The sequence below is a fragment of the Paenibacillus sp. GYB006 genome (assembly GCF_036577645.1).
Classification (GTDB): Bacteria; Bacillota; Bacilli; order Paenibacillales; family Paenibacillaceae; genus Paenibacillus.
Map to the genome: position 1 here is coordinate 293,830 of NZ_JARBDA010000002.1, position 26,409 is coordinate 320,238.

At 40.6% G+C, this 26,409-nt stretch carries 29 protein-coding genes; 23 read left to right on the forward strand and 6 right to left on the reverse strand.

Annotated features, from left to right (window positions below):
• Positions 1–65 precede the first annotated feature (65 nt).
• The 8 genes from PV403_RS06825 to PV403_RS06860 all read left to right on the forward strand — a co-directional run bounded on the left by PV403_RS06825 (position 66) and on the right by PV403_RS06860 (position 5,889).
• Positions 66–413, forward strand: a complete 348-nt coding sequence (locus PV403_RS06825) for a hypothetical protein (RefSeq protein WP_191799571.1) — start codon at positions 66–68, stop codon at positions 411–413.
• Between the two features lie 114 nt (positions 414–527).
• Entirely contained in the window at positions 528–1,106 is a 579-nt protein-coding gene (locus PV403_RS06830; protein ID WP_332083971.1) for a DUF1273 domain-containing protein, read from the forward strand.
• A 93-nt stretch (positions 1,107–1,199) separates the two neighbouring features.
• Entirely contained in the window at positions 1,200–1,532 is a 333-nt protein-coding gene (locus PV403_RS06835; protein ID WP_160031796.1) for an antibiotic biosynthesis monooxygenase family protein, read from the forward strand.
• A 332-nt stretch (positions 1,533–1,864) separates the two neighbouring features.
• Positions 1,865–2,554: an N-acetylmuramoyl-L-alanine amidase family protein gene (locus PV403_RS06840; RefSeq protein WP_332083973.1), complete on the forward strand. Its 690-nt coding sequence runs from the start codon at positions 1,865–1,867 to the stop codon at positions 2,552–2,554.
• A 142-nt stretch (positions 2,555–2,696) separates the two neighbouring features.
• Positions 2,697–3,047 (forward strand): hypothetical protein, encoded by a 351-nt coding sequence (locus PV403_RS06845; protein WP_213531375.1) that lies wholly within the window; start codon positions 2,697–2,699, stop codon positions 3,045–3,047.
• A 322-nt stretch (positions 3,048–3,369) separates the two neighbouring features.
• Positions 3,370–3,783, forward strand: a complete 414-nt coding sequence (locus PV403_RS06850; protein ID WP_213531376.1) for a cupredoxin domain-containing protein — start codon at positions 3,370–3,372, stop codon at positions 3,781–3,783.
• Positions 3,784–4,081: 298 nt separating this feature from the next.
• A complete protein-coding gene (rbsK, locus tag PV403_RS06855) occupies positions 4,082–4,975 on the forward strand; it encodes a ribokinase (protein ID WP_332083974.1) in 894 nt (297 codons plus the stop codon).
• 173 nt (positions 4,976–5,148) lie between these two features.
• A complete protein-coding gene (locus tag PV403_RS06860) occupies positions 5,149–5,889 on the forward strand; it encodes a glycerophosphodiester phosphodiesterase (protein ID WP_332083975.1) in 741 nt (246 codons plus the stop codon).
• A gap of 139 nt (positions 5,890–6,028) precedes the next feature.
• Here the strand turns inward: PV403_RS06860 and PV403_RS06865 are convergent, their stop codons facing one another.
• On the reverse strand, positions 6,029–6,202 hold the full coding sequence (locus PV403_RS06865; RefSeq protein WP_213531380.1) for a hypothetical protein: 174 nt from the start codon (positions 6,200–6,202) through the stop codon (positions 6,029–6,031).
• A 201-nt stretch (positions 6,203–6,403) separates the two neighbouring features.
• On the opposite strand from PV403_RS06865, the gene PV403_RS06870 reads away from it, so the two are divergent.
• Positions 6,404–7,081, forward strand: coding sequence for a DUF1796 family putative cysteine peptidase (locus tag PV403_RS06870; protein ID WP_332083976.1), 678 nt, complete (start codon positions 6,404–6,406; stop codon positions 7,079–7,081).
• A 132-nt stretch (positions 7,082–7,213) separates the two neighbouring features.
• On the opposite strand, the gene nrdG is transcribed toward PV403_RS06870, so the two are convergent.
• Both nrdG and PV403_RS06880 read right to left on the reverse strand, forming a co-directional pair.
• The gene (nrdG, locus tag PV403_RS06875) at positions 7,214–7,717 is read right to left on the reverse strand and encodes an anaerobic ribonucleoside-triphosphate reductase activating protein (RefSeq protein WP_332083977.1); all 504 of its coding nucleotides are present in this window, start codon (positions 7,715–7,717) and stop codon (positions 7,214–7,216) included.
• Entirely contained in the window at positions 7,714–9,681 is a 1,968-nt protein-coding gene (locus tag PV403_RS06880; RefSeq protein WP_332083979.1) for an anaerobic ribonucleoside triphosphate reductase, read from the reverse strand. The genes nrdG and PV403_RS06880 overlap by 4 nt, the downstream gene beginning before the upstream one ends.
• Positions 9,682–10,152: 471 nt before the next feature.
• Between PV403_RS06880 and PV403_RS06885 the strand changes: the two genes are divergently transcribed.
• The 8 genes from PV403_RS06885 to PV403_RS06920 all read left to right on the forward strand — a co-directional run bounded on the left by PV403_RS06885 (position 10,153) and on the right by PV403_RS06920 (position 16,968).
• Positions 10,153–11,682, forward strand: a complete 1,530-nt coding sequence (locus PV403_RS06885) for an MDR family MFS transporter (RefSeq protein ID WP_332083980.1) — start codon at positions 10,153–10,155, stop codon at positions 11,680–11,682.
• Between the two features lie 180 nt (positions 11,683–11,862).
• On the forward strand, positions 11,863–12,684 hold the full coding sequence (locus PV403_RS06890) for a hypothetical protein (protein ID WP_332083981.1): 822 nt from the start codon (positions 11,863–11,865) through the stop codon (positions 12,682–12,684).
• Positions 12,685–12,689: 5 nt separating this feature from the next.
• Entirely contained in the window at positions 12,690–13,292 is a 603-nt protein-coding gene (locus PV403_RS06895) for a hypothetical protein (protein WP_332083982.1), read from the forward strand.
• A 42-nt stretch (positions 13,293–13,334) separates the two neighbouring features.
• Positions 13,335–14,195 (forward strand): hypothetical protein, encoded by an 861-nt coding sequence (locus PV403_RS06900; protein ID WP_332083983.1) that lies wholly within the window; start codon positions 13,335–13,337, stop codon positions 14,193–14,195.
• Positions 14,192–14,833, forward strand: coding sequence for a hypothetical protein (locus PV403_RS06905; protein ID WP_332083984.1), 642 nt, complete (start codon positions 14,192–14,194; stop codon positions 14,831–14,833). Before PV403_RS06900 ends, PV403_RS06905 begins: the two co-directional genes overlap by 4 nt.
• A gap of 57 nt (positions 14,834–14,890) precedes the next feature.
• The gene (locus PV403_RS06910; protein ID WP_332083985.1) at positions 14,891–15,412 is read left to right on the forward strand and encodes a hypothetical protein; all 522 of its coding nucleotides are present in this window, start codon (positions 14,891–14,893) and stop codon (positions 15,410–15,412) included.
• A 123-nt stretch (positions 15,413–15,535) separates the two neighbouring features.
• Positions 15,536–15,883 carry a DoxX family protein gene (locus PV403_RS06915; protein WP_332083986.1) on the forward strand — a complete coding sequence of 116 codons (348 nt, stop codon included), beginning with the start codon at positions 15,536–15,538 and terminating at the stop codon, positions 15,881–15,883.
• Between the two features lie 230 nt (positions 15,884–16,113).
• Complete coding sequence (locus PV403_RS06920; RefSeq protein ID WP_332083987.1) at positions 16,114–16,968, forward strand: GRP family sugar transporter; 855 nt, start codon at positions 16,114–16,116, stop codon at positions 16,966–16,968.
• Positions 16,969–16,991: 23 nt separating this feature from the next.
• Here PV403_RS06920 and PV403_RS06925 read toward each other — a convergent pair whose 3' ends face one another.
• The gene (locus PV403_RS06925) at positions 16,992–17,867 is read right to left on the reverse strand and encodes a LysR family transcriptional regulator (protein WP_332083988.1); all 876 of its coding nucleotides are present in this window, start codon (positions 17,865–17,867) and stop codon (positions 16,992–16,994) included.
• A 201-nt stretch (positions 17,868–18,068) separates the two neighbouring features.
• On the opposite strand from PV403_RS06925, the gene PV403_RS06930 reads away from it, so the two are divergent.
• The 4 genes from PV403_RS06930 to PV403_RS06945 all read left to right on the forward strand — a co-directional run bounded on the left by PV403_RS06930 (position 18,069) and on the right by PV403_RS06945 (position 21,981).
• Complete coding sequence (locus PV403_RS06930; RefSeq protein WP_332083989.1) at positions 18,069–19,136, forward strand: stalk domain-containing protein; 1,068 nt, start codon at positions 18,069–18,071, stop codon at positions 19,134–19,136.
• A gap of 125 nt (positions 19,137–19,261) precedes the next feature.
• Positions 19,262–19,771: a PTS sugar transporter subunit IIA gene (locus PV403_RS06935; RefSeq protein WP_213531401.1), complete on the forward strand. Its 510-nt coding sequence runs from the start codon at positions 19,262–19,264 to the stop codon at positions 19,769–19,771.
• Between the two features lie 198 nt (positions 19,772–19,969).
• Entirely contained in the window at positions 19,970–20,701 is a 732-nt protein-coding gene (locus tag PV403_RS06940; RefSeq protein WP_332083990.1) for an ABC transporter ATP-binding protein, read from the forward strand.
• A 32-nt stretch (positions 20,702–20,733) separates the two neighbouring features.
• Entirely contained in the window at positions 20,734–21,981 is a 1,248-nt protein-coding gene (locus PV403_RS06945; protein ID WP_332083991.1) for an ABC transporter permease, read from the forward strand.
• 76 nt (positions 21,982–22,057) lie between these two features.
• Here the strand turns inward: PV403_RS06945 and PV403_RS06950 are convergent, their stop codons facing one another.
• Positions 22,058–22,798, reverse strand: a complete 741-nt coding sequence (locus tag PV403_RS06950; protein ID WP_332083992.1) for a cupin domain-containing protein — start codon at positions 22,796–22,798, stop codon at positions 22,058–22,060.
• A 172-nt stretch (positions 22,799–22,970) separates the two neighbouring features.
• The gene (locus tag PV403_RS06955) at positions 22,971–24,497 is read right to left on the reverse strand and encodes a phytoene desaturase family protein (protein ID WP_332083994.1); all 1,527 of its coding nucleotides are present in this window, start codon (positions 24,495–24,497) and stop codon (positions 22,971–22,973) included.
• A gap of 201 nt (positions 24,498–24,698) precedes the next feature.
• Here PV403_RS06955 and PV403_RS06960 point away from each other — a divergent pair, with 201 nt between their 5' ends.
• Together PV403_RS06960 and PV403_RS06965 are read left to right on the forward strand one after the other, a co-directional pair.
• Positions 24,699–25,790 (forward strand): glycosyltransferase, encoded by a 1,092-nt coding sequence (locus tag PV403_RS06960; RefSeq protein ID WP_332083995.1) that lies wholly within the window; start codon positions 24,699–24,701, stop codon positions 25,788–25,790.
• Between the two features lie 68 nt (positions 25,791–25,858).
• A complete protein-coding gene (locus tag PV403_RS06965) occupies positions 25,859–26,380 on the forward strand; it encodes a hypothetical protein (protein ID WP_332083996.1) in 522 nt (173 codons plus the stop codon).
• Positions 26,381–26,409: the final 29 nt, after the last annotated feature.

Consider the following 26,409-nt stretch of genomic DNA (forward strand, 5'->3'; position numbering starts at 1 on the left):
TTGTAAGTAAGCCATCTTTTCCTTACCATCCGCATACATATGTTCATAAAGGAGCGTGATAGGGTATGGAATTATTACTACATCGTTATTTTGAATTGAAGCAGCGAAAGAAAGCGATAGATGAAGAACTGTCCGTACTTCGGGATGAGATTATCCTGGTGATGAAAGAAGAGGGTGTGAATCTGATCGATGCAGGAGACTATACTGCAAAACTCGTAGGTCAATCGAAAAAAGAATATGATGATGATAAATTATATAAAGCACTCCCTGATGCAGACGTATGGAAGCTGATTTCAAAAGCAGATCATGCCAAAATTGCTGCACTGCTGAAACTAAAAGTGATATCAGAGGAAAGCATTGAGCATACGTATGATACGAAAAAAACGGAACTTTTGATCGTAAATAAAATATAAGTATAACGGCAAGGACAATTCCATATAAGGACAGGGTAGAAGCGGCAAAGAAGTAGAATGTGGTACGATAGTAACATCAAGAACAGTCAGAAAGGCGGCAGGTGGCTTTATTTTATGAAAAATTTATTAGTAACCGGATATCGGGCTCATGAGCTCGGTATTTTCAACCAAAAACATCCCGGCATTCCTTTTATCAAGCAGGCTCTTCGTTCCAAACTTGTCCCGCTGATTGAGGATGGAATTGAGTGGGTCATTACACCCGGACAGATTGGAATAGATCTATGGGCTTGTGAAGTTGCCATTGAATTAAAAAAGGAGTATCCACAGCTCAAATTATCCATTATTTCGGCCTTTGCTGATCCGGAAGAAAACTGGTCGGAGGATAAGAAAACGTACTATGAAGAAATTAAACGCCATGTGGACTATTATGGTGTGGTGAGTAAACAGCCTTATATCGGTCCTTGGCAGTTTGCTGCGAGAGACGAACTGTTATTTCGGAAAACGGACCATTTACTGCTTGTGTATGATGAAGAGAGCGGCCCAGGGAGTCCTAAATTTGTGAAGGAACAAGCACTCAAAAAGCAGCAGGAAGATGGATATGGCATCACCATCATTCACTCTGAAGATATCCAGAACATGGCTGATGAGATGACCGGTTTCTACGAAGAAGGAGAAACAGACTGGGTGGAATAAATAGGTGCGTATGGCATTCATGCGTTGACACTGATAATCATTATCGTCTAGTATAATGATATAGGTAATGATATTAGAGAGGGTGTTTAGATCATGTTGGTCCAACTTCGTAAAATTACGGTAAAAGAAGGTTTCAGTGAAAAGATTGTAGAGCGTTTTGGCAAACCAGGCGGACCGATGTCCGAGATCCCAGGTTTTATTGATCGATCGGTGATGGTGAAGAAAAACCGTAAAAAAGGGGAAGAAACAGAAGAAGTAATCGTCATGATTCGCTGGGAATCAGAGGAAGCATGGAAGACTTGGGAGAAGAGCCCTGCTCACATTGAGGGTCATCGGAACAAACGAAATCAGGAGAAACCAGACTATTTGCTAGATACCGAAGTATCCATGTATCTTGTGAAAACGCCAGAACAGGTGGAAGTGTAATCATCTTTCTACATAATCATGAATAAGGCCATACAAAACATGGGACATAGGTATCTTCCCTATTATTAATATGTTATAATTTACCACATGATTCTGCTAACGTTATGAGGTGAAAGAGTGCATATTTTATGGGAAAATATCGTGATTACGTTAATCCCCATTGTTTGTGTCATCGGATTTATTGTGTATGTATTGATACCGCCAAAAAGAAAATAAGGAATAAATAAGAACTCTATCAATCTCCGGATTGGTAGAGTTTTTGTGGTTTACCTGAGTTTTTCGTCCAAGCAAATACTAGATCAAATCATATATTACAAGGGAGGTGATAAATCATGGTTAAGATATTTATTGACCCTGGTCACGGAGGATCCGATTCAGGGGCGCTAGGGTATGGTCTAAAAGAAAAAGATCTAACACTGGCGATCGCTACTCGGGTTCGTTCGATATTGCTCACAGAATATAGTAACGTATCTATTTTAATGAGCCGCATGAAGGATGAAACGGTGACTCTGACACAGCGTACCAATGCAGCGAATACATGGGGAGCCGATTATTTTTTATCAATACACATTAATGCTGGCGGAGGTTCAGGATATGAGGATTTTGTATATTCGGGATCTAGCACACGCGCCATAAACTATCAGACGAATATGCATAATGAAATTATAAAGTTAAATACACTAACTGATCGAGGGCAAAAGACGGCAAACTTTCATGTACTAAGGGAATCTCGTATGCCTGCCATCTTGACGGAGAATGGATTTATAGATACAAACAGCGATGCAGCCCTGCTTAAATCAGCTTCACATCTTGATTTAGTTGCTCGCGGACATGTGAATGGACTCGTGAGAAATTTCAATCTAACAAAGAAAGTTACTACTGTACAGCATACGGTTGTTAGTGGAGATACAGTCTATGCTCTAAGTCTAAAATATGGGAGTACATTACAGCAGATCAAAGAGTGGAATAAACTGGACAGCAACTTTACCATTCATGTTGGTCAGGTTCTGAGAGTGAAATAATGTTGTAAGGCTACTGGTAGCTGTTGGAGCACGCTGTTGGCAAAGAGCCAAACAGGTGCTTTTTTTGATTTTAGTTATATAGATAGGAATAATAGCGCGTTAGAGTATAATGTTAGAAAATGGAACTTTAGGAGGGAACTGCTTGTCCGCATCACATCATCAGCGCATTTATTGTGTACATTGTAATGCTGAGATTGAATCAAGGTATGATCTCTTGGTGAACCTCTCTTTTTTTTCGTTATCTGCCTATCACACTTCTTGTTATGCAGAAGCCTCAAAAGGCCAATCTATTTTTATAAGCAACAGCCCAGTAAATGGTGCAGAATTCAGCTGGACTTCTGGTTTTGCCTTCCTTCTTGGAATGATTTTCTTATTTATTCCTAAAGAAAACATAGGGGGTTCAGGAATGTGGAGCCTGAATGTGATCTTGTTACTTCTCCCGTTTGCGCGGGTATGTTCTTGGTACATTTACGAGCGGCATCTTGATAAATAAAAGGTTGAGGAGAGTATGGAGAATTGATGAAAGCCACTCAGCAAAAAACGGGGAATGAACTTGTCTCCATCGAAAATAACAATCCTATTTTACATTGAACATGCAAGAGTAAATTCAGCCCATTAACTGATGCAGTTAGCGGGCTATTTTGCATGTGCATGGCTCTAGCTGAAAGTGAACGTCACAGAATAGTAAGATTTTATGGAACAAAATAGGTGTAAAGTAGCTCTAAAGGGTCATTTCAGTTATAGAATCATTGCTTTATCATTATAATGAGTATGGAACATCATGAATATTGTTTTTCGAGAGGAACGGATTGATTATGAATAAAAAATTACCGAAATGGTGGCCTTTTGCCGCAATTGGAGTGGTCGCTGTAATCCTCATAGCAGGGGCTTTGTTTATGTTTAGCGGAAAGGAAATTATGCCGTCTGCTGGAGGGAGCGGGCAGGCAGAAGAAGAACTGGAAGGATATGAAGTCATTACGGTTCAGGTCAAATCAGACGGTTTCTATCCCGATAAGATTGAGGTAAAACAAGGAGTACCGACCAAAATTAATTTTAGAAAAGATACCTCCCTCACATGCATTACGGATGTTGTATCCAAAGATTTAGATATGCTGAAATATTTGGAGAAAGGTGATAACTACTACACCGTGGATACCACCCTTGATCCAGGTTCTTATTCATTTAATTGCGGAATGTATATGTATTACGGAAATATAACAGTAATTTGACACAAAGTGACCTTATCTAATATATCTGCGGAAAAGAATAGATAAAAGGACTGTTGCCTGATAGGTACAGTCCTTTTATCATATATAGAGTAGCTCATCCTCATCTATGTATAATTTTTCGTATCAACCAGATAACAAAGACAAGAGCTGCAATGAGCAAAATTAGTCCAGGTATACTTATATTATTCATAATTGTGACCACTCCTTATCGTAATATATAGTAAATAATACCATTTTATTAAATGTAAACATATAGGAAATGAAAAGTAAATCTCAAATGAAGGCGGGAATTTTAACAATGAGTACATATAAAAAGCCAAAAGTAACGGTGATCGGAAGTTCTTCAATGGATCTTGTAGTCACGTCAAGTAAACGTCCTGGCGCAGGTGAAACGGTACTTGGTGAATCTTTTCGGACGGTACCTGGAGGAAAAGGAGCTAATCAGGCTGTGGCTGCTGCGAGACTTGGAGCCGAGGTTTACATGGTAGGACGTGTTGGTGAAGACACGTATGGAAAAGCTATTTTGGACAATTTTAAGCAAAATCAAGTGATGGTTAGCTATGTTCAGCCGGTAGCCGAGATGGAGAGCGGGACAGCTCATATCATTTTGGCTGAAGGAGATAACAGCATTATCGTAGTAAAAGCAGCTAATAATGAGGTGACCCCTGCTTATATCGATCAAGCCGCTGAAGTGATTCGTACCTCCGATATCGTACTTATTCAGCAAGAGATACCGGAAGAGACGGTGGAACATGTAGCTGCAATTTGTAAAGAAGCAGGTGTACCTCTTGTCCTCAATCCGGCGCCAGCAAGGAAAATAAGTCAGCAACTCATTGAAGATGCTGCCTATATTACACCAAATGAACATGAAGCACAGATGATGTTTGAGGGAGAGGATACAGAGGATTCTTTACGTAAATACCCGAATAAACTGATCGTGACCGAAGGAAAGAAGGGAGTTCGTTATTATGACGGCGAACAAGAGGTAGTGGTCCCTGCTTTTATCGTGGAAGCAATAGATACAACAGGTGCAGGCGATACATTTAATGCGGCATTTGCAGTGGCGCTGGCAGAAGGAAAGTCAATAAAAGAAAGTATCTCCTTTGCTAATCTAGCAGCTTCTATATCGGTAACCAAATTCGGAGCGCAAGGTGGAATGCCGTTTCGTCATGAAGTGGAGGATCGGCAGTAGTATCCTGCAACGATAGTTTTTTGCTGAAATATTAAAATTTAATATAAATTTTACATGATACGGGTGATAGGGGAATAAGAGCATCGTATACTAAACTAGATTACAGACTAGATTACAGATTAGAATACTGACATCTTATTTCTTCTATCTTGTGAGGAAGGTGCTGATTTTGTATGAAAACACCGCTGATTATTGCCCATCGAGGGGCAAAAGGGGAAGCTCCAGAGAATACAATAGCTGCTTTTGAACTTGCTTTACAGCAAGGCTGTGACGCCTTTGAACTTGATATTCATCTATCCCAAGATGGAGAAATCATGGTTATTCATGATGATACCGTCCGTCGTACTACGAATGGAAACGGGTATGTAAAAGAGATGACGATGGCAGAACTTCAGCAGCTGGATGCCGGATCGTGGTTTGATTCTTCTTATGAAGGAGAATCGATCCCTACTTTAAGGGAAGTATTTGAGCTTGCTCCCCGTCATCTGATGATTAATGTTGAAATTAAGGGCGGGATTTCCGAAGGGGTGGAAGAAAAATTGGTAGCGCTCCTAGAGGAGTATGACCTGTATGATAATGTCGTCGTATCTTCTTTTCATTTTGACAGCTTACGCACTTTGGAAACATTGAATTCGAAAGTCAAAACGGGCCTACTATATGCTCAGAATTTCGCTCACCCTGAGTTATTACCGAATACGGCAGGAGTAAATGCTTTTTCTCTGCATCCGTATTTCATTCACTTAGAAGAGACAGACTTTAGATCGGTACAGAATGAAGGATTGCAGATGTATGCTTGGACGGTAAATGAAGAGAGTGTGATGAACAAATTGATAGAAAAAGGAATCGATGGCATTATTACCGATTATCCTGGCCGATTAAAAAAAGTAATGGAAGAAAAGAAAGTTAACCGCTGAGCGCGTAACCCGGCGGCTAGTTATATACAAAAAGAGAGAAATCTACTCATCCGTAGATTTCTCTCTTTTTTTTGGATTCGAAAGCGCAGAATAATTACGTCGATAAGTGGATGAAAGCCACATATGCTGCGCTTCCTGATTATCGCTTTTCTTCTTCATCCTTATTCTCATCCGTTATCCCCTGTTCATCTTCGGTAAGATTAGAAATCGTAATGGAATCCGAGTTTTTGGTCCAATCAATCTGTTCGAATCTCGGATCCGGTTCAACAATAGAATCAAAACCGGCACCGCGGTCTGTTTTGTCTTCATGCATCTTATTTTCACCCTTTCCGTTTGGATAGTTTCACCCAAAATTTTCGTAATTATGTATCATTACCGCATGAGGATAAGAGTGAAACAAATAATCGATAGGTGTACAGAGTGTGATTTTGATAAGAAAAGTCCAATCGCACAGGCATAGCGAAGTTTTCTGTAATCTAATAGGGTATACCCTGGCTGAAAGGAGGCAAAGTAAATGGAACTGCATGAATTAAAGGGTGGGTATGATGTCCTTTGTAGTCTCGGCCATAACTGTCTTCCTGCAAGCCAGCTGAATCACAGTAAAATTCGGAATATTGCTGGAGTTATCGACTGGATGATTTCCCCTCATTTATCAGGGGTCAGTGCCCTGCTACGTGATCGATTCCGACATATCATGCTAAGAGATAATCTCAGATATTATGGGGCAAGTATTGATTCAGGTTGTTATGTCATTCGGGACGCAGCCTATGATCTATACTCCGTTCATGATTTTCCGATGGAAGATAATGACCCAGAGATTCTTGAAAGCTATTCTGGTCTAAAACAAAAGCTGGATTATAGAGCAAGCCGATTTTTGCAGCTTATGCAGAGTGGCAAGCGAATCTTTTTTTTACGAACGGAAGCCACTTCACATGAAACAGAAGAGCTGTTACAAGTTCTAGATGACCTCGTGGCAGGTGATTATAAATTACTGGTTGTGAATCACGCGCAGGTACCTTATATAGTTCAAATTGATTATCAACTGCCGAACGTTTGTACACTGCTCATTCCAGAGGTAGCAAACATGTTTCAAGATAACCACACCTTATGGCGAACCATTCTGGAAGGGATCTATAACACCATGACCAACGAAGAAGTAAATAGCTATCTATTACAAAATTACAACATATGAAAAATTCACATTAATAATAAGAGGTTTCTTGTTTCTTTTAATCGAGGCAACACTACTACTTTACCTATCATGAAAAACGAAAAACATCCGGTTCATGAACGTAGTCCATATCGCCGGATGTTTCTATTCGTGTTATAAAGTGATCACTGAATCCTCAGATAACGAGGCTTGTACATCAATAATTCGCTGATTTCGGCTTCCGCGAAAAAGAAGCGTAGTATCTTTCAATTCCATTTGAAAAGGACCATCGATGATGACATCACAAAGCTCAGCAAGCGAGCGCATGTCTGGGTCCTCCAGCAGTTTTTCATAAACAAAACCGGTATAAGCCCAAAGGGTTTTTCCTGGACAAAGTTCTTTATACTTCCGAATGAAATCGGTGCATGCAGGAGCAGAGAAGAAAGGATCTCCCCCGCATAAGGTCAGCCCATCAAGTAATGGGTTGTCCGCAATTTCCTGGATGATACGCAGTTGTTCTTCTTCCGTAAAAGGTTTACCTGCTCTAAAGTTCCAGGAAGATGGATTAAAACAGCCGGGACATGCATGCTTACAGCCACTTATAAAAACAACAGCCCGAAGACCCGCACCTTCATTAATAGATTCTGGAATATAACCGCAGATGTGTAAAGGGATCATAGATGTTTAACCCGATCTCTGACTTCCGCTTGTTTAGCTGAATTGAATCGAACTGTGTAATCTCCAGTTAAATATCCAGTTACTCTGCGAAGTCGGCTAAAATGAATGTCATTTTCATTTATTCCACAGCTTGGACATTCCGTACCAATGACACCTTCATAGCCGCAGGAAGGACAGCGATCTAATGGGTGGTTGACTGAGAAATAACCGATATTTTGAGACAGCGCATATTGTACAATTCGGCGGAATGCATCCTGATTATTACGGGCATTTCCATCCAGCTCTACATAAGAGATCGCCCCTGCATTGCAAAGTTCATGGAATGGTGCTTCCAGCTGAATTTTCTTCGCAGCGGAGATCGAATAGTAGACAGGAACATGGAAAGAGTTCGTATAGTAATCACGATCATTAATTTCAGGTAGAATTCCGTATTTATTTCGATCCAAAACGGTGAATTTTCCTGACAAGCCTTCTGCTGGAGTGGCAAACAGGGTAATGTTCAGATTGTATTCATCCCCTTTTTTGTCACAGAAGTTCCGCATGGTTTCAATAATATGAACCGCTTCTTTATAGGATAATTCGTCTTCCGCATGATGTTTTCCATATAATGCTTTCATACATTCAGCGAGTCCAATAAATCCAATCGACAATGTTCCATGCTTCAGCAGGGCTGCTACGGGTTCATCAGGATTTAGATGTTCGCCGCCTTCCCAGACACCTTCCCGCATCATAAAGTCAGAAGCTTTTGCAGGTTGAACAGATTGAATAGCGTATCTATGCAGCAGTCCTTCTAAAGCAATCTCCATTACGCGGTGTAAATTCTTGTAGAATTCTTTCATATCAGGTTCTGTCCGTTTACGCAGCGCAATCCCATGTTCAATGCCAAGCTTCACAAGGTTAACCGTATTAAAAGAGAGGTTTCCTTTTCCGCTTTGACGGTTGCGGCCAAATCGGTCAGCGATCGTACGCGTGCGGCAACCCATGGTAGCAATAATGGTATCTGGTTCATTTTCACGATAAAACGGCAAATTAAATGTAGCATCGACATTTACGAAGTTCGGATATAATCTCCGGCTGGAACATTCGAGCGCTTTTACAAAAATATCGTAGTTGGGTTCGCCAGGAGCTTGGTTAATCCCTTGTTTACACTGGAAAATATGTTGAGGGAACACAGGAGTTTCTCCATGGCCGAGTCCTGCGATTGTAGCATCAAGAAGCGCATTGGATACAAGTCTTCCTTCCGCAGACGTGCATAATCCATAGTTTAGGGACGTAAACGGAATTTGACCGCCTGCCCGGCTGCTCATTGTATTTAAGTTATGAATAAGAGATTCAGCAGCTTGATGTGTCTCTTGAATGGTTTCATTCATGGCAAAAGCGTAGGCTTTAGGACAGGTCGTTTGTGCGAGTTCGCTATTCATATGGATATGTTCTTGATCTACTTCCGCTGTTTCTTCAAATAATTGTTTTCCTTTTCGGAAGTGCTTTCTAAAGGAGCGTGCTACATAAGGAGCCAGGTCCCAATCGATTTTGTTGGCAGAGACACCGCCAAATTGACTGTTTTGCTGAGACTGAAAAATAATAGCGACAAGTGACATCGCTGACATGATCGACTGAGGGGTTCGAACAGAACCATTTCCTGTGTTAAAACCACGTTCTAGAAGCCGATCAAAAGGAATAAAGATGCAGTTTGTTGTACCAAGCGCATATTGGTCAAGGTCGTGAACATAAAGTTCGCCTTCTGTTATAGCTTGAGCAACCTGTTTGGGAAGGACATGCTTCATGACATGTTTTTTCGCAGTTTCAGATCCGATTTTACTCATCTTTCCGCTGAAAGAGTCTCCATTCAGATTTGCATTTTCTCTAAGCAGATCGGTGTCCTTACTGCCTAAGATTTGGTCCATTATATCTGTGAGTTCATCTGCTTGTTTAGGGTTAGGTATAAATGCTTCTAATTTTGCCATAATGAATGATCTCCTTCTAAATCCGTTTTCTGTTATGTGTAGTTTGTTTTGGATGAATTCTATGTTTTTGTAATACGGTACATACTATATATTGATCTATTTGAGTATCATACCTACAAGATGTACTCGGAGTGTATGACAAAAATCACAGTTTGGCCTGTGTAAAATCCTAAACAGAGACTCAAAAAAGTTCATAAACCCTTGTCATTATGGGAGGAAGCGCTATGCAATATGAAGTGAAAAAAACATAAAAAATAAAGGGAGAATGCTTTATAAATAAAATAATTAAAAAACAGTTATAGAAAGGAAATACAGATGCAGAAGGAACTGGGATGTGTTATGTTGTAGCAGTGCGATAAATCACTATAAGTAAGGATACTTACTCCTTACATTGTCCGTATACCTCATCTTCAAAAAAGGAAGGTGAACGGATTTACATATACATAGATAGAATGGGATGGAGGAGAAAAATTGAATACAACTTCACTGAATGATTCGGCAGATAACAACGAAAATAAGAGTGCCGACTCTCCGAAAACCGGTTTGCTTCTTGCTGTTTTATTGTCGGGTGCCTTTGTAGCTATTCTTAACGAGACGTTACTGAATGTAGCTTTATTTCAAATCATGGGTGACCTGAGTATTGAACCTCACCTAGCTCAGTGGCTTTCGACTAGCTACATGCTTGTCATCGGTATACTTATCCCCGTATCTGCATATTTAGTTCAGCGGTTTACAACAAGACAACTTTATCTATCTGCAATGGCCTTATTCCTGATCGGGACAGTTCTTGCCGCAATTAGTTCAAGCTTTGGTATTCTTCTCTTAGGAAGGGTCATTCAAGCCGTCGGTACGGCTGTGCTGATTCCACTGATGATGAATATTATCCTGGCTGTCATTCCTATGGAGCGCAGAGGAGCTGCAATGGGACTGATTGGACTTGTTCTTATGTTTGCGCCCGCCATAGGACCGACATTATCTGGTTTTATCCTGCAGCATTTATCATGGCGCTGGTTATTTATTTTGGTAGCTCCGATCGTTGCCTTAACGTTGATCTTCGGATTTATGAAGTTAAGAAATGTTACAAGTACGAGCAGACCGAAGCTGGATGTGTTCTCCGTTATTCTTTCAACCATTGGCTTTGGAGGAATTGTATTCGGATTTGGAAGTATGGGGGAAGGCGGCAGCACAGCGATTCAGAGCTATGTGATCTTTATTATCGCGATTGGTGCTATATCTCTTGCTCTCTTTGTGTGGAGGCAGATGAAGTTGACCGCGCCTGTTATGGATATAAAGGTATTTATCTATCCGATGTTTTCTGTTGCTGTGGTATTATCCATCATCGTGATGATGACTATGTTTGCTATGATGCTCGTTTTACCTCTTTATTTGCAGGAAGTCATGCTTTATAGTGCTCTGATGACCGGACTTGTCATGTTGCCTGGCGGACTTCTGAACGGACTCATGTCACCAATCATGGGGAAATTATTCGATAAATATGGGCCACGGGTGCTTCTTTTGCCTGGAATGTTGATTATGATTGTTACAATCACTTGTTTCTTATTGCTGCCTTTACAGTCTGCTTGGCTCGTGGCCATTCTTCAAACGTTCTTAATGATCTCTATTGCGATGATTATGATGCCTGCACAAACCAATGGACTGAATGCTCTTCCTGCAGAGTTATATCCGCATGGGACAGCGGTTCTGACTACGCTGCAGCAAACGTCAGGTGCTCTCGGTGCAGCAATCTTCATCTCGATCATGCAGAATGGGGAGAAGAAAGCGCTAAGCGGCATAGCGAATCCTGGAACGGCTGAATTGAATGCAGCAATGACTGCGGGTGTAATGGACGCATTTAAGATCGGACTGATTCTCGCATGTCTCGGTTTCGTCCTTGCTTTGTTCGTGAAAAGGGTGGCAGGACAGACAGCGAATAGTACAGCATCTTCGGTACTTAGCGAGACGGAACTTGTTACAGGAACGGCAACTGTAAAAGGAAAATAAATTAGTATGCAATTGTACTTACTGAATCATATATGGCAGAGTGGAATGCAATATGAAAAGGTGGATCAAATTGAACTCAATTTGATCCACCTTTTTTGTGGTTATTAGGATTTACAACACTTATCTCCCCTCATTTGCTAATTAGTGGTAAAATAATGTCTTGAAATGAGGTGGGTACAGGTGAATACGCCGAAATGGCTAACTGCAAGAACAGTATTCATTGGATTTTTATTGCTGTTAATCATGAGTTGGGCAGGGAATGTATGGTATTACTTCGGGGTGAGACTCGATAAACCTTTGTTCCTTGTGCATTTGGGGAGTTACGATGTAAACCAAGAAGAAATCCCAATTTATTATCTGGAGAACAAAACGGGTGATAACAGGGTCATATATATCAAGTTTGATGAGCTGCCTTATTCGAGCTACCGAATCGAAGAAGTGAAGGAATATACACACCATGTTCTAAAGGTCCTTTACTATAAGCCGCTAAGAGAAGAAAATGAGCAAAATGAACAGCAGGACCTTGTCATTCATGAAATGGAAGTGGTGTACCAAGGGATTGAGCCTGAACGAATCCCGATCGGTGAAATTCGTATTGAGACATTTGATCAGTCAGATGAAGATTCGATTGTCCTTACTACGTCTAGCGGCGGTTCTCCTGATGGCAGCGGACTTACGGCTCTTCGGATGAAAGAACCCGCAATCCTTGAACGCGTGTCTCTAAATCAGTCTGATATCGAACCGGTTCTTCAGCTTATGGTGAATGATACGGATTATACCGATCTACAGGAATGGAAATTGAACGCAAATGACCCCATTCGGATCAGCTACAAGTGGAATCTTCCGAAGAAGGGTGAAGGATCAATGAGGGTATATAACCCCGTGGTTCAGCTTCATTTTAAAAGGGAAGATGGTTCAACCAAGGTAGAAGCAATAGCGCTCAATGAGAGTTCTGTTTATTTCTCAGAAGAGCAAGTGAGGTCCTATATACAAGAGAGGTAAATGGATTGGAGTATTTATTGCGTACAAAGGTCACTACACCCCTTAGGAGAATGGGGATCGGATTTATTTTCATAATCATTAAAGTTAACTTTCATATTAATTCCTATTCATTTGATATATTTGCTGATTTTATAGGGTTTTTCTTGATTTATAGAGCTGCTGTGGTATTAAGCGAAAAAACATCTGCTTTTCATGTTGTCTCATGGCTTGCTCTTTTGCTATCCATCCTCTCCCTGCCTAAGAATTTCATGCCGTCAGTAAGTACTGCTGAAACATTTCAAACCATCTCGGTTGGTAACCATATCTATACGCAAGGCTTACAATTACTCATGATTATACTCCTATATTTCATATACAAGGGTCTTTGTGATCTTCCTTTATGGTACTATATAAGATCGGGTTTACTAAAACAGTCGATGCAAAAAAGAAGCTTATGGCTGATCGGCTGTCTGATGCTGGAAATGCTCATCTATCCATTTTTTCTTAATCTAGTTGAGGATAAGCTCGTTTTTGTCATTGTTCCTGTGCTGCTTTCGGCTATCCTTTGTATCCTTTTCGTACGAGTATTGTACCGAATGGCAAAAGCAGCCGAGCACATCAGAGGATGACGTAACAAAATATTATGCGATGAGAAGGAAGGAAGAACACGATTGAAGTACAAAGAACTGATCCATTCATCAAAGAAGCGTAAGACTACATTTATAGGATTAGGGCTATTATTTATTTTGCTAATCTTATGGGCGGGAAACATTGGGTATTACAACAGTATGCAGCTTAAGAAACCTGTTTTTCCTACCCACTATTTGACGACAACGATTTTTAAAGGAACCAATTGGATGGAAATTGATTACTTTGAAAACAAGGGACCGGGAAAGAAAGTGAAGTCTATCTCGATCGAAGAATTCAAGAAGGAATCTTATGCCAAAAGGGAAAAAACATCTTATAAGTATCAGTCAGCATACCAAATGCATTTTGAATTCACCGAAAAAGATCTAGAGTATTTGCCTGATCAGAATAATGAACTCATCGTAAACACCATAACCGTAAATTATGATGACGGCACCTCGGAACAGGTTCCGATTGGTGAACTTATCTTTCGTGCCGATCCAGAAAAATCTCAGGGTTTAGCCATGATTCATGGGGGATCTTCTTCTGACGGTTCGGGATATGAGGTATTTGAGATGAACTCAGATGCAGTGCTTGAGAAAATTGAATTAAGTCATACCGATAAATTAAAAGATTTATTCCAGCTTCGTGTGTATGGCAAACCGTATGATCAAGTTACATACCCTAAACAAATTAAAAAAGGTGATCGTATCCATTTTCAGTATGCGTCTATAGAACCGAGACTTGCGCAAGATGGGTTTATTTCATATTCTGTAGGAATTTTAGTGCATTTTAGATTACCAGACGGTACCAAAATAGTTTACGATCTTCTGACAAGCAACCATTTTTATTATTCATCGGATGAAATTAAAACGATTGTGCGAGATGGGGGTGCAGTGAAATGACGAACCTCTCAATTCAGCACATCAGTGAAAAAGCACTTCGCCGAATGGCATGGGGATTTACCCTGCTTATACTGGATATTAATATCATGAATTTTGACATTTTTAATGACCTGTTAGGATATGTACTCATTTTATACTCGCTTTCTTCCTTAGAAGCAGAGTCTGCTCTATTTCAAAAAGTGAAATGGATTACGTTTATTCTTTTGATCGAATCTTTTATAAGAGATTGGGTTCCGAATTTAAATAGTGGGATCTGGTTCCCAGACATATCTCTGTCTTCCATTGTATATGCGCAGTCTTCCTCCATAGTCAATTTACTGATGATCATGCTGTTGTTTACTTCACTTGGGCAATTATCGATATGGCATCAAATGAGTGATCCATCGCTGGAAGAGGCGTTCATAACTAGACGCAACGCATTAATTGGTTTGCTTGTCCTTCAGCAATTTTTCTATCCTTTTATTATCAATTTGGAAAAAGAATGGGCAATCGTGATGACGATCTATGCAGTCTTATACGTGTTTTTCATGTTCTTATTGATTCGGCTTTTGTTTCGCTTGGCTAATGCATATGGTGCGGTACACCAAGGACAAGATAAAGATAAGAGTATTATGGAGAGCGGTAATCCATACTTATAGAATGGGTATTTATTATTACGTCGGATACTAAATAGAGATAGAAGGGAGAAATGAGGGATGGCAAGAGAAGTACACGCAGTACCTTTTGGTTACGAACCACCGAAGGAAATGTATAAAGGATCACTGATCTATTATGATGATTTTGAGAAAATAACAGATATACAGTTATCTAAAGCATTCCAAACCGTAAAAGAACGTAAATTCACAAAGTTCATTCTCTATCCACTGCATGAAGCGACAGTAAATCGGATGACGAATCACCCAGTGCTTCCGTTTTACAAAAGAGAAGATCGTTTGCATGAATGGAAAAGAGAACAGAATGATAGCATCATTACCTTGGAGAACTGGGAAGGCAAAAGAAAAAAATATACGCCTATGGAAGCGGCACTACGACATGTAACCGAGAAGTACAAAGGCCCTTTTTTTCTGATGCTGTCAAGCGAATATGCGAATTGTTTTGCTTCTTACCCTTTTTTTGATGAGTGGATCACTAAGATTAGATTGATACTCGTTGATCATCCTAAATTTACGCATCCAAAATTAGAAAAGAATCAGCATCGATGGGAAGTTTTATCGTAATGTGATAAGGAATTCAGAAATTACTCGTGTTCCTTTTATATATATTAGATCTTCCATCGCATAACTTGATTAACGCCCATGGATACTACTCCTACACCATTATGAACGCAAAGGAGATCTACAATGACAACAGTGCTACAGGTGGGAACAGGCATCGCGTTTTTATTGCTGGGGATGAGTAAATTTATGTCCAAAGAGGTGGCCGCCAAATATAAAAGTTTTGGCTTGCCGAAGTGGTTTCGTTATGTGATGGGAATCTTAGAAATGGTAGGGGCTATTTTACTCTTTATTGGCAGCTGGAATCTCTTGCTTGGAGCAGTAGGTGCTTTTTATCTTGCGATTATGATGGCAGCGATGGTTGTTATGCAAATCAGGCTCGGAAAAGGATCCATGTCGGGAGTCTTACCTTCTGTTACTTTAATGATGATTTGTTTTGTTATAGTGAGCATGAACCTTGTAAGTATATCGTAAGCAAAAGAAAGACTGCATTTTCTTATCATAAGAAGATGCAGTCTTTCTTTTTTTGCCTGAGGAAAGTTGTTGGTGGTAAATGGAATAAAAAATTTTCACTATTTTTTAATTCAAAATGAATAAATTTGTTTACATAATATTGAGTATGTCTATATATCCATAATTACATATATTTTTATGGAACATAATGACATATCTTCGATATTTATAGAGAGAGAAGGATTAGGAATATGGATATTTTTTTCGCAATCTTACCCGCTATATTCTGGGGGAGTCTTGTTCTGGTTAATGTCAAAATTGGGGGAGGACCCTACACCCAAACGCTTGGAACTACGTTAGGTGCTTTACTATTTTCAATAGGATTATACATATATGATCCGGTTCATCTGGATATGAAGACAATAATCATTGGTCTCATTTCCGGGTTCTTCTGGGTTCTGGGACAAGGTGGACAGCTGAAAACGATTGATGTGATGGGTGTCTCTAAAACATTGCCTATATCTACCGGTATGCAGCTGGTGGCGACAACGTTATTTGGGGCCTTTATCTTTAATGAATGGAATTCAGGGAAATCGGTCACGTTAGGAATCATTGCACTCGTACTTATTGTTACCGGGGTTATTTTTACATCCATTAAAGGAAAGAACGAAAAAGACGACGGTGAAGGAAACTTAAAAAAAGGGATTCTTATATTACTTGTATCCACCTTTGGTTATCTTGTCTATGTGGTTATCGTTCGTTTATTTGGAATAGATGGTTGGGATGTACTGCTTCCGCAGGGGATCGGGATGGTAATTGGTGGTTTAGTCCTTACGGCAAAACACAAACCTTTTAACACTTATGCACTTAAAAATATATTACCAGGCCTAATTTGGGCAGCAGGGAATATGTTCTTGTTTATCTCGCAAGATAAGGTCGGGGTGGCTACAAGTTTTACCCTTTCTCAAATGAGTGTAGTAGTAGCTACACTAGGCGGGATCTTTATATTAAAAGAACATAAGACAAAAAGACAACTCGTTTTTATTTCCATCGGAATTCTACTTATTATCATTTCTGCAGTTCTACTTGGAATTTCAAAATCCTAGAACAAAACCCTCAGCGTAAGGTCTTAGACCGAAACTGAGGGTTTTTCTTTATAATGCTGAATAGCTAGTTCTTTAAACCTTTCCGCAGCACAAGATAAATAATGTCCTTTCATCCAGCATAGCGATACCGTTCTTGAACTGCCGGCATTTACAATACGGCGCAGCACGATACCTGAATAAGCAGACGATGTCCATGATCTCGAAGGAACAATCGCAAGTAATTGTCCTGCTGAAACCATACGTTCTACAAGGATGGGATCCTCACTCTCTAGTGCGATAGAGGGCTGTATGCCAGCCATTGCGAAACAACGGTCTGTAATGACACGCAGGCTGCTTGAAACCGGGGCCATAATAAAGGATTCGTGCCTAACTGATTGCAGATGAATCGTCTCTAAGCTGGCAAGCGGGTGAGAATCCGGCAGGGCTAGAAGGAGTTCCTCATTGTATAAACAAACTCTTTCCATGGTCTGCGGTATGACCGGCATACTAGTCAAGCACAGGTCATGATGATAGCTTCCCTCTACATAGGGTACAATTGCTACATTAAACTCCGGAAAATTCTCTTTAAACTTCATAATAAGTTCTGGAACATCTTGAGTATGTACGTCTATTGCCAGCTGAACAGAACCTTTTTTGCCATCTGTTGTATCTTGTAACTGTTTTTTACCTTCCTCCAGCAGCTGTAAGGCTTCTGTCGCATACTTCAAAAAAATTCTTCCATTCTCATTTAGACGTATATATTTACCCAGTCGATCAAACAGAGGGGTATTTAATTCTTTTTCCAGTTGACGAATTGCTTTGGTTAATGCGGGCTGTGCCATATGTAATTCTTCAGCTGCACGGGTCACATGTTCTAGTTCGGCAACTTTAATAAAATAGGATAGTTGAGCAAGTTCCATCAAGATTAACCTCCATTCTGACAGTAAGAACACACTCCACCCAAGCTCCTATTATATTTAAATTTTTCCCATGTGTAGTATGAAGTTGGTTACAAAATGATGAACATACCTCAAAAAAACGAGTGAACTCCAACTATTTTCCTTCATAAGTGTTTAATGTATAGAAAGAATACAATGGGATTAGAAAGAAGGGTTCTTCTTATGAAAAAATATTGGAATCATATTGTATCTGGTTTATTGATCTTCTCGGTTGTTGCCGGCTCTTATGCTACCGCATCATTAGCAGATGCAAGAGAAATGCAAAAAGAGGTTTCCATAGATGATAAAAGTTCTTCATACGGATCAAAAGCTGCAATTCAGAATGACGTGTATATTCTTCCTTTAAGAATGATCCATGATTTAGCGAAAGTGGAGCTAACCTGGGATAACGTTCATAAAAGAGCAGAGGTCAAATCACAATTAAAAAAATATATAATCACCGCTGGAGAAAAGATAGTTCAGACCAGCTCTAACCCGGTTCGACTTAAAACACCGGCTGAACTGCGAAATGGCAATATCTTTGTTCCAGCCACTTTATTGGCAGAGATGTCTGGAGCAAAAGTAACCATATCCGAGGACGATGTTGCAGCAAAGTTCACTACAGCCAATTACTATATAATGCATCCTGAGGGAGAGCCAGATATTACCCTGCTTCCAATGAAAATAGGGAAATATGATTATATCGAAGGGATGAAGCTGAAAGTCTCAGGAAAAACCTACTCCTTTCCTGATTGGAAAGGAATGTGGGGATGGAACTATAAACCTGAATTGATCACGGAAGACATTTCTGGAGACGGGCACAAAGAAATTATTGTCGTGAATACGCTGGGGTATGGTACGGGACTATTCAATCAAGAAGTTAAAGTATGGAATCCAGTAACCCTGAAAGAGGAAAAGATCGATTCGCTTAAAAAGATAGTAGAAGAAAATATAGAAAAATCTACGATTAAGGCAGATAAGAATCAAATACAGATTAGCCTTCAGATCAAAGGGCACAAAGAACCCATCACTCAAGTGATTAAAGATCCGTATGCGAGCGAAATGAGTTTGAATGACGGTCTTGGTTTTGGTGCATGGGAGAGATACATGGTAACTGACGGGAAACTAATGATGCGAGCAAGTGCAAACTATACAAATACATCTCCCGCGGGGGATCTCATCGTGACGTTTCAATACAAAGATCATAAATATCAAGCCGACGAAATAAAATATGAACCGCTTGGTGATTAGGATCCTGCATATACTCAATGATGAAAGGTACTACTATTCATAATAAATGCATGAAAAAGCGTAGTAGTATATAATAAAAATGCACAATATAAATAGACTTGGATAGATACACTGGAGGAGATTGTATGTTTAAATGGTTAAAAGGCAAGACACAGGCAAAAATCGAACTACTTGAAGTGATGGCACCTTTGACAGGTAAGGTCGTTCCTTTAGAACAGGTTCCGGATCCGGCATTTGCGCAAAAAGCAATGGGAGAAGGAATTGCAATTGAACCAACCGAAGGAAAAGTGGTAGCTCCTTTTGACGGTAAAGTTGCTCATTTAATTGAAAAAAGTAAACATGCTGTTATTTTAGAGCATGCTTCAGGAGCGCAAGTTCTCATTCACATTGGTGTTAACACTGTATCTCTCAAAGGAGAGGGATTTAAAGCTCATGTAAGCACAGGAGATGAAGTAAAAGCAGGTCAACTTCTGATTGAGTTTGATATGGATGCTATTCAGGCTGCTGGATATCCGGTAATTACCCCGGTTCTGATTCCAGACGGAGTAGATGCAATTAAGAGTGTAGAGCCTCTTGAGAATGCAGGTTCCGTAACAGCAATGTCTGAAACGGTTCTTCGTGTACATCTTAACTAAATAATAATTTTTGATAGTATTTTACGGGATGATTGCCCCTGCTGGCAGTCATCCTTTTTTATTGCTTTTTTAAAAGGTCTTTTGATCCAATCCTCGGTGGGTATCTGGCAGCTATGTTTAATTAATTATCTGATGCAACGATATGCCTGCTTATACGTACTATTTTTTAATAAGTAAATCTGCAAAAAGGAGCAGTGAATGATGTCTATGTCTATCTATTCAGCACAGCAAGAGGCTGTTTTAAAAGTACATATTGAGGAAGCGGGATATGAAACGGGGTCAGCTGCCATTCAGGATATTGAATTTAAAGTTATGCCAGGAGAACTTCTCGGTCTTATTGGCCCTAATGGGGCTGGAAAAAGTACAACTATTAAAGCCATTCTGGGCTTACTCAAAGAATGCAAAGCGAGTGTAACGATCTCAGGTGATCCGCCGAGATATGCATATGTACCAGAAAGTCCAGTGTATTATGAGGATTTAACACTTTGGGAACATTTAGATCTCGCCGCTGCTGCTTTTGGTATGGAAGATCAGCAATTTGAGATACAGGCTAATTTGCTGCTGGAACAGTTTGACATGACAGCAGTAAGAGACAAACTACCCGGAGGTTTTTCCAAAGGGATGAAGCAGAAGATGATGTTAATGATTGGATTCTTATCGAGACCTGATGTGTATATCGTAGATGAACCTTTTATCGGGCTGGATCCAAGGGCTACTAAGGATTTTCTTGAGCTGCTTGATAGGGAAAGAAAACGTGGTGCAGGCATTCTCATGTGTACGCATGTGCTGGATACCGCAGAGCGGATATGTGATTCTTTTATCCTGATGTCAAAGGGAAAGATTGCGTCCAGAGGTACCCTTGAAGATATAAGGTTGGCTGCAGGGCAGCCGAATGCTTCACTATTTGACTGTTTCACTCTTTTAGCATGAGCATGAGCAGGAAGAGGGAGGAGAGTGATGTCATGGTGCAGATAACACCGAAAATGATATTTTGGCGTAGGTTTCGTACCTATATCGAACAGCAAAGAAAGGCACTCGCTACAGTTGTAGACTGGATCGTGATGCTATATATCCTCATACCCGGTTTGTTGATTGGAGGAGGTATTTATATTGACTTCTGGACAGACCCACTTCCCGTTTGGTCCGAGCGGATTCCCCTTTCTTTATTTGCTATCTTGATCTGGTTCTTGTTCTCAGGTAAGATGTTGCTCTTTTTAGAAGATGCGGATGTGTTGTTTCTCAGGCAGCAACAGACGTGGATGAAGAAAATTATGTTTCGTGGTGTGCTCGTAAGTTCTTTAATGAACATAGGTAAAGGTTGTTTATTGTCCGTACTCGTCCTTCCTTTTATGGTGAGGAATTTTGAATTTTTTCTTGAGGATTGGATCACATTTTTTATTTATATCGCAGTATTGTCTTGTGTAACTGGTTTAGCAGGAAGAATCGTTAGTGTGAGCAATAGTGGATGGAAAGGAAAGTTTCGATCACTACTCCCTGATGTAGCAGCGATTTTACTAATCATTATATCGACACTAAACCATGCCTTATTATTATCCGTAGCTGGAATCCCCCTTATCATCCTGCTGGCCGCCCTACTTCTATGGCTAGTACGAAGAAGGATCCATATGACGGGGACCTTTATGAGAGATGTCGAAGAAGATAACACAACCAAGATGGGGCTTACGGGGAAATTATTGTCGCAAGCTACGGAGAAACCTACAAAAAGCACCAGTAAAACGTGGCTGTTCACTAAATCACAGCGATTATATAGGGGGCAACCGGAGAAAAGACTAGCCAATGCTGGAATTAAAGCTTTTTTAAGAAAGAAAGAAACTCTGCTTATGTACATGCAGATTTCGTTCATTGGCATACCGGCAATCTGGCTTCCTCCTATATACATCAAATGTATCGTGTTTGTGCTTATCCTATTTATGATTGCTTATTGGTTATTTACGAGATGGCACATTTTTTCAAATTCTGATTATCTGAAAGTACTACCCTATACGGAAGTCCAACATCAGTCAGCAGCTGTTCTGGCGGTTCGTACATTATATAGTTTTCCAGCTTTTCTGTTATCCGCGGCCTTTGGTCTCAGTGTCCAGCCAGGAATTTACGGAATTTTACTGGGTATAGTTACGACGGCCGTCTCCATTTGGATCGTTCCCGGAGTGGCTATAATTGCTACCTATAGGCAGAAATCTAAAGAATAATAAAACCTCAAGTTAGGAGCCCTGTAGGGAAGATCCAGAAACCTTTTATCATGCCGTCATCTCGGACAGTGCTGCTCTAGTACGTTTTATAAGGACGATAATTTTCTTGTGGATAGTAGTAATTAAAAGGATGAGCCTGGTTCCACCCATAGCCGTCGGAAGAATATCCTTGAGGAGACGGGATTCCACTTTGTGGATGAGAATAGGGATGCGATGGATGTGAAGGATGTGAAGGAGATGGAGCAGGGGTTTCAGATGATGGATCTGTAGCTGTAGAACCACTCCGTTTCTTACATCCTAGCGGAGGCCCTAAAATGATAGATTCCTGTATAGGTGCGACGGCAGCAGCATATTTTTCTTCATCAACGCAATAAGCAAGACTCATAATTTCTTTTGGAGTAAAACGTAGGAAGTCTGAACCGTATACAATATCCGGCGTTGCTTCATCAAAAATCGTAAGAAAATGAGTGTCGTCTTTCATAGCTACAATCCAGTGAAACCAACCGAGCGGTAACATGGATACTTGGCCGGGCTTTATCCGATAGGATTTGAGTTTCTGAGTAAAGGGGTCAAATACGGAAGTTACAACTTCACCGCTGATCACAAAGACGAGTTCATTTACATTGGTATGCCAGTGTGGCTGTACAATAAACCCTTTATTCATATGGACATTGAAAAAACCAGTTTTGATAGCGGGGAGCTGCTCCTCAAAAACTTGTGTAATATAATTATTTGCATCTCGCTTGTAGTTGATGGTCTTGTTTGAATCCGCGCTTAGATTAAGGTTCGGTGATTTTAAAATGGGATCCTTATTCATTGAGTGGCCTCCGCTTCAGGTATATTTATCTCACACCATATGCAGGCCGAGCAAAGAATGCTCCGCATATCCCCATTTTTTAAGATTTAGGAACTTTTCTTAGACATGCAAAAAAGCACATGATCCTAATTTTCATAGAACCATGCACTTTGATATCGGGTAAGGAGTCTGTTTATACTGATTTTTTCGCTTTGAGGGGTTTAACGGCTTTCTTGCTGTTTTCCTTCTCTTTGATTAGATCGGCAGTCAGCTGCCCAGATAGGGTTACCATAGGTACTCCGCCTCCCGGATGTGTGGAACCTCCCACGAAATAAAGGTTGTTCATGAGCTCACTTTGACTTGGTATTTTAAATCCGCCGTTCATTTTGCGGTCTGTGACCACTCCATAGATCGAACCGCCGTTTGATCCGTATAAATTTTGAAGGTCATCTGGAATAAAAGTGTACTCATATTCAATATGATCACGTATACCTGTAAGTCCCATTCGTTCCAGTTTGTTCAGCACCAGCTCACGGTACTGATCTTTATAAGCCTGCCAACTTTTGCCCGTTTTAAGCGGCGGAACATGGGTTAAGACAAATAAATTTTCCTTGCCTGACGGAGCCTGAGAGGCATCTGATTTACTGGAAACACCAATATATACGGTTGGGTCATCAGACGGAATTCCTTTGTTAAATATATCATGGAATTCTTTCTCTGGATTATTTGAGAAGAAGAAATTGTGATGCAGTAACTGTTCATAAGTTTTGTCCACACCAAGGAGCAACACAAGTCCGGAAACGGTTGGTGCATATTTGTTTAATTTCTTCGCTGTACTGATCGCTCCATTCTGATCCTTCAGCAGGGAGTAATAAGTAGGGATAGCCTCTAGGTTGGATACAACGAGATCCGCATCGATGATTGTGCCATCTTCGAGTGTTACCCCTGTTGCAGTCTGACCTTTGGTATTAATACGGGTGACTTTTGCATTTGTTCTTACGGGAACTCCTTGTTCTTCGAGAACGCGCAGCATTCCTCTTGCGATATTATACATTCCGCCCTCAACATAATAGATCCCGAGTCCGAGCTGTACATATACAAGCTGGGAAAGTACGGCAGGTGCGTGATAGGGTGAGGACCCGATATACATAATGAAAAAATCGAACAATTGACGCAAATGTTTATCTTTTACGTATTTTGACGTACTCTGAGACATGGTGCGGAGCGGGTCCATTGCGAGCAATTCTTTTACCGTATGCATGGCACGAAGCTCTTCGAGTCCAGATAAACTCTTACTGTATATGCTGCTTCGATTGAGATCATAAAGTTTCTGGCAGTACTGTAAATATTTCAAAAAACCTTTTGCGTCTTCTTCTGAAACATCCTCGATATTAGACAGCATCTGCGGGAGATCACTTGTGACATCAATAGATACGCCATCTTCGAAAAAAGTTCTCCATTGCGGTTCTACGCGAACAAGCTTTATATAGTCTTCCAGTCTTCTCCCTGTACTTTGGAACAGTTGTTCAAGAACCCAAGGCATGGTTAGAATGGAGGGCCCGGTGTCAAAAGAGTAGCCTTTTCCAGAACGGATATTTAGTTTTCCACCGGCTCGTTCATTCTTCTCAAGTACCTCAACATCATATCCGTCTGCAGCTAGACGCATGGCACAGGATAGACCGCCAAGACCGCCGCCAATGACAACTGCTTTTTTACTCATAAGGATTGCATCCTTTCTATATCACCATGTAACTGGTTCATTATTATTAATGCACAAGGCTGTAAATGCATGTTAATTGTATAAATGACATCAGCTCAGGTTCATAATGTTGCTAGTATTTGATTTCAAGTTCCATCTTTTCCGTTTTTTTAAGAGATTAAACCAAGTTCACTACTCATTTAAAGAAAAGAGGTCTTATAAGTGACCTATGTATGGATTATTGCAGGATGGATTTCCGGCTTACTCATGTTAAGTGGGATGAAGCCTTTGATTCAGCAAACAAAACATAATCAAAGGGACAGGGGGGAGAAGAGAAAAGTAGATCAGCTCCCTTCTGTGAGTATTATTATTCCGGCTCGGAACGAGGAGGGCAATCTTACTTCGTTACTGCGCTCCATACAGGAACAAACCGCTTTGCCTATTGAAGTTATCGTTGTTGATGACGGCTCTGTAGATCGAACAGCAGAAATAGCGGCCTCATTTGGAGCAAAGGTATTGGACCCAGGTGAACTGCCGCAGGGCTGGCTTGGTAAAAACCATGCCTGTGCAAAAGGGGCTGAAGTGGCGAAAGGTGAGATTTTTATATTTCTGGATGCAGATATCACTTTAAGTCCAAATGGAATAGAGATCTTACTTTCTCGTTATACAGAGGGGCTCTTGTCTGTTCAGCCGTATCATCAGATGATGCGCCCTTATGAACAGTGGTCCGCATTTTTTAATGTCATTATCCCGGCCTCCATCGGCAGTGGGAAAGATGGAACAGGCGCTTTTGGTCCTTGTATTGTCTGTAGCAGAGATGCGTATAAGGAAAGCGGAGGCCACGAGCTCGTAAAAGGGGAAATCCTCGATCATCATACACTTGGGAAATGTTTTGCGAGCTTAGGATATCAAGTGCGAAATTATATAGGAATTTCGGTCTTGTTTTTTCGAATGTATCCTGAGGGTTGGAGCTCTTTATGGCGAGGGTGGAGTAAAAGTATGGCATCCGGTGCAGCTGCCACCCGGTTTCGTCGGCTCCTGCCGGTAATCGTCTGGATCATGGGTATGATTTCGTCCTTCTTTTTATTAATAGACAGCTTTTTTACAGAGGATATTTGGATTGGAATGGTCATCTATGCTCTCTACGCTTTAGAAATAGCAGTGTTACTCAGAAGAGTAGGGAATTTCCGCTCGTGGGTGTGGAGTTTCTATCCATTGCCGTTGCTATTTTTCCTTCTCTTGTTTATTCGTTCTATCTTAATGACGTTTGTGAAGAAAAAAGTGAAATGGAAAGATCGTGAAATTGAGCTTTAGTGTCTAATAAGTAGCGATGGAGCTTAAACAAAGCAAGCAAACGATTCATATGTGAAAGGAGTGGACAGGTGCAAATATGGGAGTGGTCAGGACCGATTACGATAGTGGCTAATATTGCGGCATGGTTTATTCTTCATATGAGTATTTCCTATGTGTTCACTGTTCTACCGGATCGGTGGTTTGATGGACTGCGTTTAAGGGCTTCTAGCAAAGAACTTTCATTTTATGATCATGTTTTGCATATTAGACGATGGAAAAATAGATTGCCCGATGGAGCGGTATGGATAGGACAGGATTTTAGAAAGCAACGGATCATGAGAAGTGATACCGCATATCTTCACATATACCAAAGAGAGGCCTATAGAGGAGAATGGTGTCATTATGTATCCATTATGCCGGTACCGTTGTTCTTCCTATGGAATATGCCGGCTGTAGCATGGGGGATGGTGGTGTATGCATTAGCAGCCAATGTACCCTGCATTCTGTCCTTACGTTACAACCGGGCGCGTATTGTTCGAATTCTGCAACGAAGAGAAGAAGTGATCCCTGCTTATTTAGGTAAGATGAACGAAGACCCCTCAATGGATTGAAGGGTCTTTTGGTCGTTCTATTTTATTAA

Excerpts from the sequence above, each read along its gene's own strand:
- PV403_RS06905 (WP_332083984.1), top strand. The coding sequence starts at position 14,192 with ATGACGAACCTCTCAATTCAGCACATCAGTGAAAAAGCACTTCGCCGA.
- PV403_RS06880 (WP_332083979.1), bottom strand. The coding sequence starts at position 9,681 with ATGGCAAAATTAGAAGCATTTATACCTAACCCTAAACAAGCAGATGAA.
- PV403_RS06870 (WP_332083976.1), top strand. The coding sequence starts at position 6,404 with ATGGAACTGCATGAATTAAAGGGTGGGTATGATGTCCTTTGTAGTCTC.
- PV403_RS06910 (WP_332083985.1), top strand. The coding sequence starts at position 14,891 with ATGGCAAGAGAAGTACACGCAGTACCTTTTGGTTACGAACCACCGAAG.
- PV403_RS06860 (WP_332083975.1), top strand. The coding sequence starts at position 5,149 with ATGAAAACACCGCTGATTATTGCCCATCGAGGGGCAAAAGGGGAAGCT.
- PV403_RS06920 (WP_332083987.1), top strand. The coding sequence starts at position 16,114 with ATGGATATTTTTTTCGCAATCTTACCCGCTATATTCTGGGGGAGTCTT.
- PV403_RS06925 (WP_332083988.1), bottom strand. The coding sequence starts at position 17,867 with ATGGAACTTGCTCAACTATCCTATTTTATTAAAGTTGCCGAACTAGAA.
- PV403_RS06930 (WP_332083989.1), top strand. The coding sequence starts at position 18,069 with ATGAAAAAATATTGGAATCATATTGTATCTGGTTTATTGATCTTCTCG.
- PV403_RS06940 (WP_332083990.1), top strand. The coding sequence starts at position 19,970 with ATGATGTCTATGTCTATCTATTCAGCACAGCAAGAGGCTGTTTTAAAA.
- PV403_RS06850 (WP_213531376.1), top strand. The coding sequence starts at position 3,370 with ATGAATAAAAAATTACCGAAATGGTGGCCTTTTGCCGCAATTGGAGTG.
- PV403_RS06935 (WP_213531401.1), top strand. The coding sequence starts at position 19,262 with ATGTTTAAATGGTTAAAAGGCAAGACACAGGCAAAAATCGAACTACTT.
- PV403_RS06835 (WP_160031796.1), top strand. The coding sequence starts at position 1,200 with ATGTTGGTCCAACTTCGTAAAATTACGGTAAAAGAAGGTTTCAGTGAA.
- PV403_RS06915 (WP_332083986.1), top strand. The coding sequence starts at position 15,536 with ATGACAACAGTGCTACAGGTGGGAACAGGCATCGCGTTTTTATTGCTG.
- rbsK (WP_332083974.1), top strand. The coding sequence starts at position 4,082 with ATGAGTACATATAAAAAGCCAAAAGTAACGGTGATCGGAAGTTCTTCA.
- PV403_RS06825 (WP_191799571.1), top strand. The coding sequence starts at position 66 with ATGGAATTATTACTACATCGTTATTTTGAATTGAAGCAGCGAAAGAAA.
- nrdG (WP_332083977.1), bottom strand. The coding sequence starts at position 7,717 with ATGATCCCTTTACACATCTGCGGTTATATTCCAGAATCTATTAATGAA.
- PV403_RS06840 (WP_332083973.1), top strand. The coding sequence starts at position 1,865 with ATGGTTAAGATATTTATTGACCCTGGTCACGGAGGATCCGATTCAGGG.
- PV403_RS06955 (WP_332083994.1), bottom strand. The coding sequence starts at position 24,497 with ATGAGTAAAAAAGCAGTTGTCATTGGCGGCGGTCTTGGCGGTCTATCC.
- PV403_RS06950 (WP_332083992.1), bottom strand. The coding sequence starts at position 22,798 with ATGAATAAGGATCCCATTTTAAAATCACCGAACCTTAATCTAAGCGCG.
- PV403_RS06830 (WP_332083971.1), top strand. The coding sequence starts at position 528 with ATGAAAAATTTATTAGTAACCGGATATCGGGCTCATGAGCTCGGTATT.
- PV403_RS06945 (WP_332083991.1), top strand. The coding sequence starts at position 20,734 with ATGGTGCAGATAACACCGAAAATGATATTTTGGCGTAGGTTTCGTACC.
- PV403_RS06865 (WP_213531380.1), bottom strand. The coding sequence starts at position 6,202 with ATGCATGAAGACAAAACAGACCGCGGTGCCGGTTTTGATTCTATTGTT.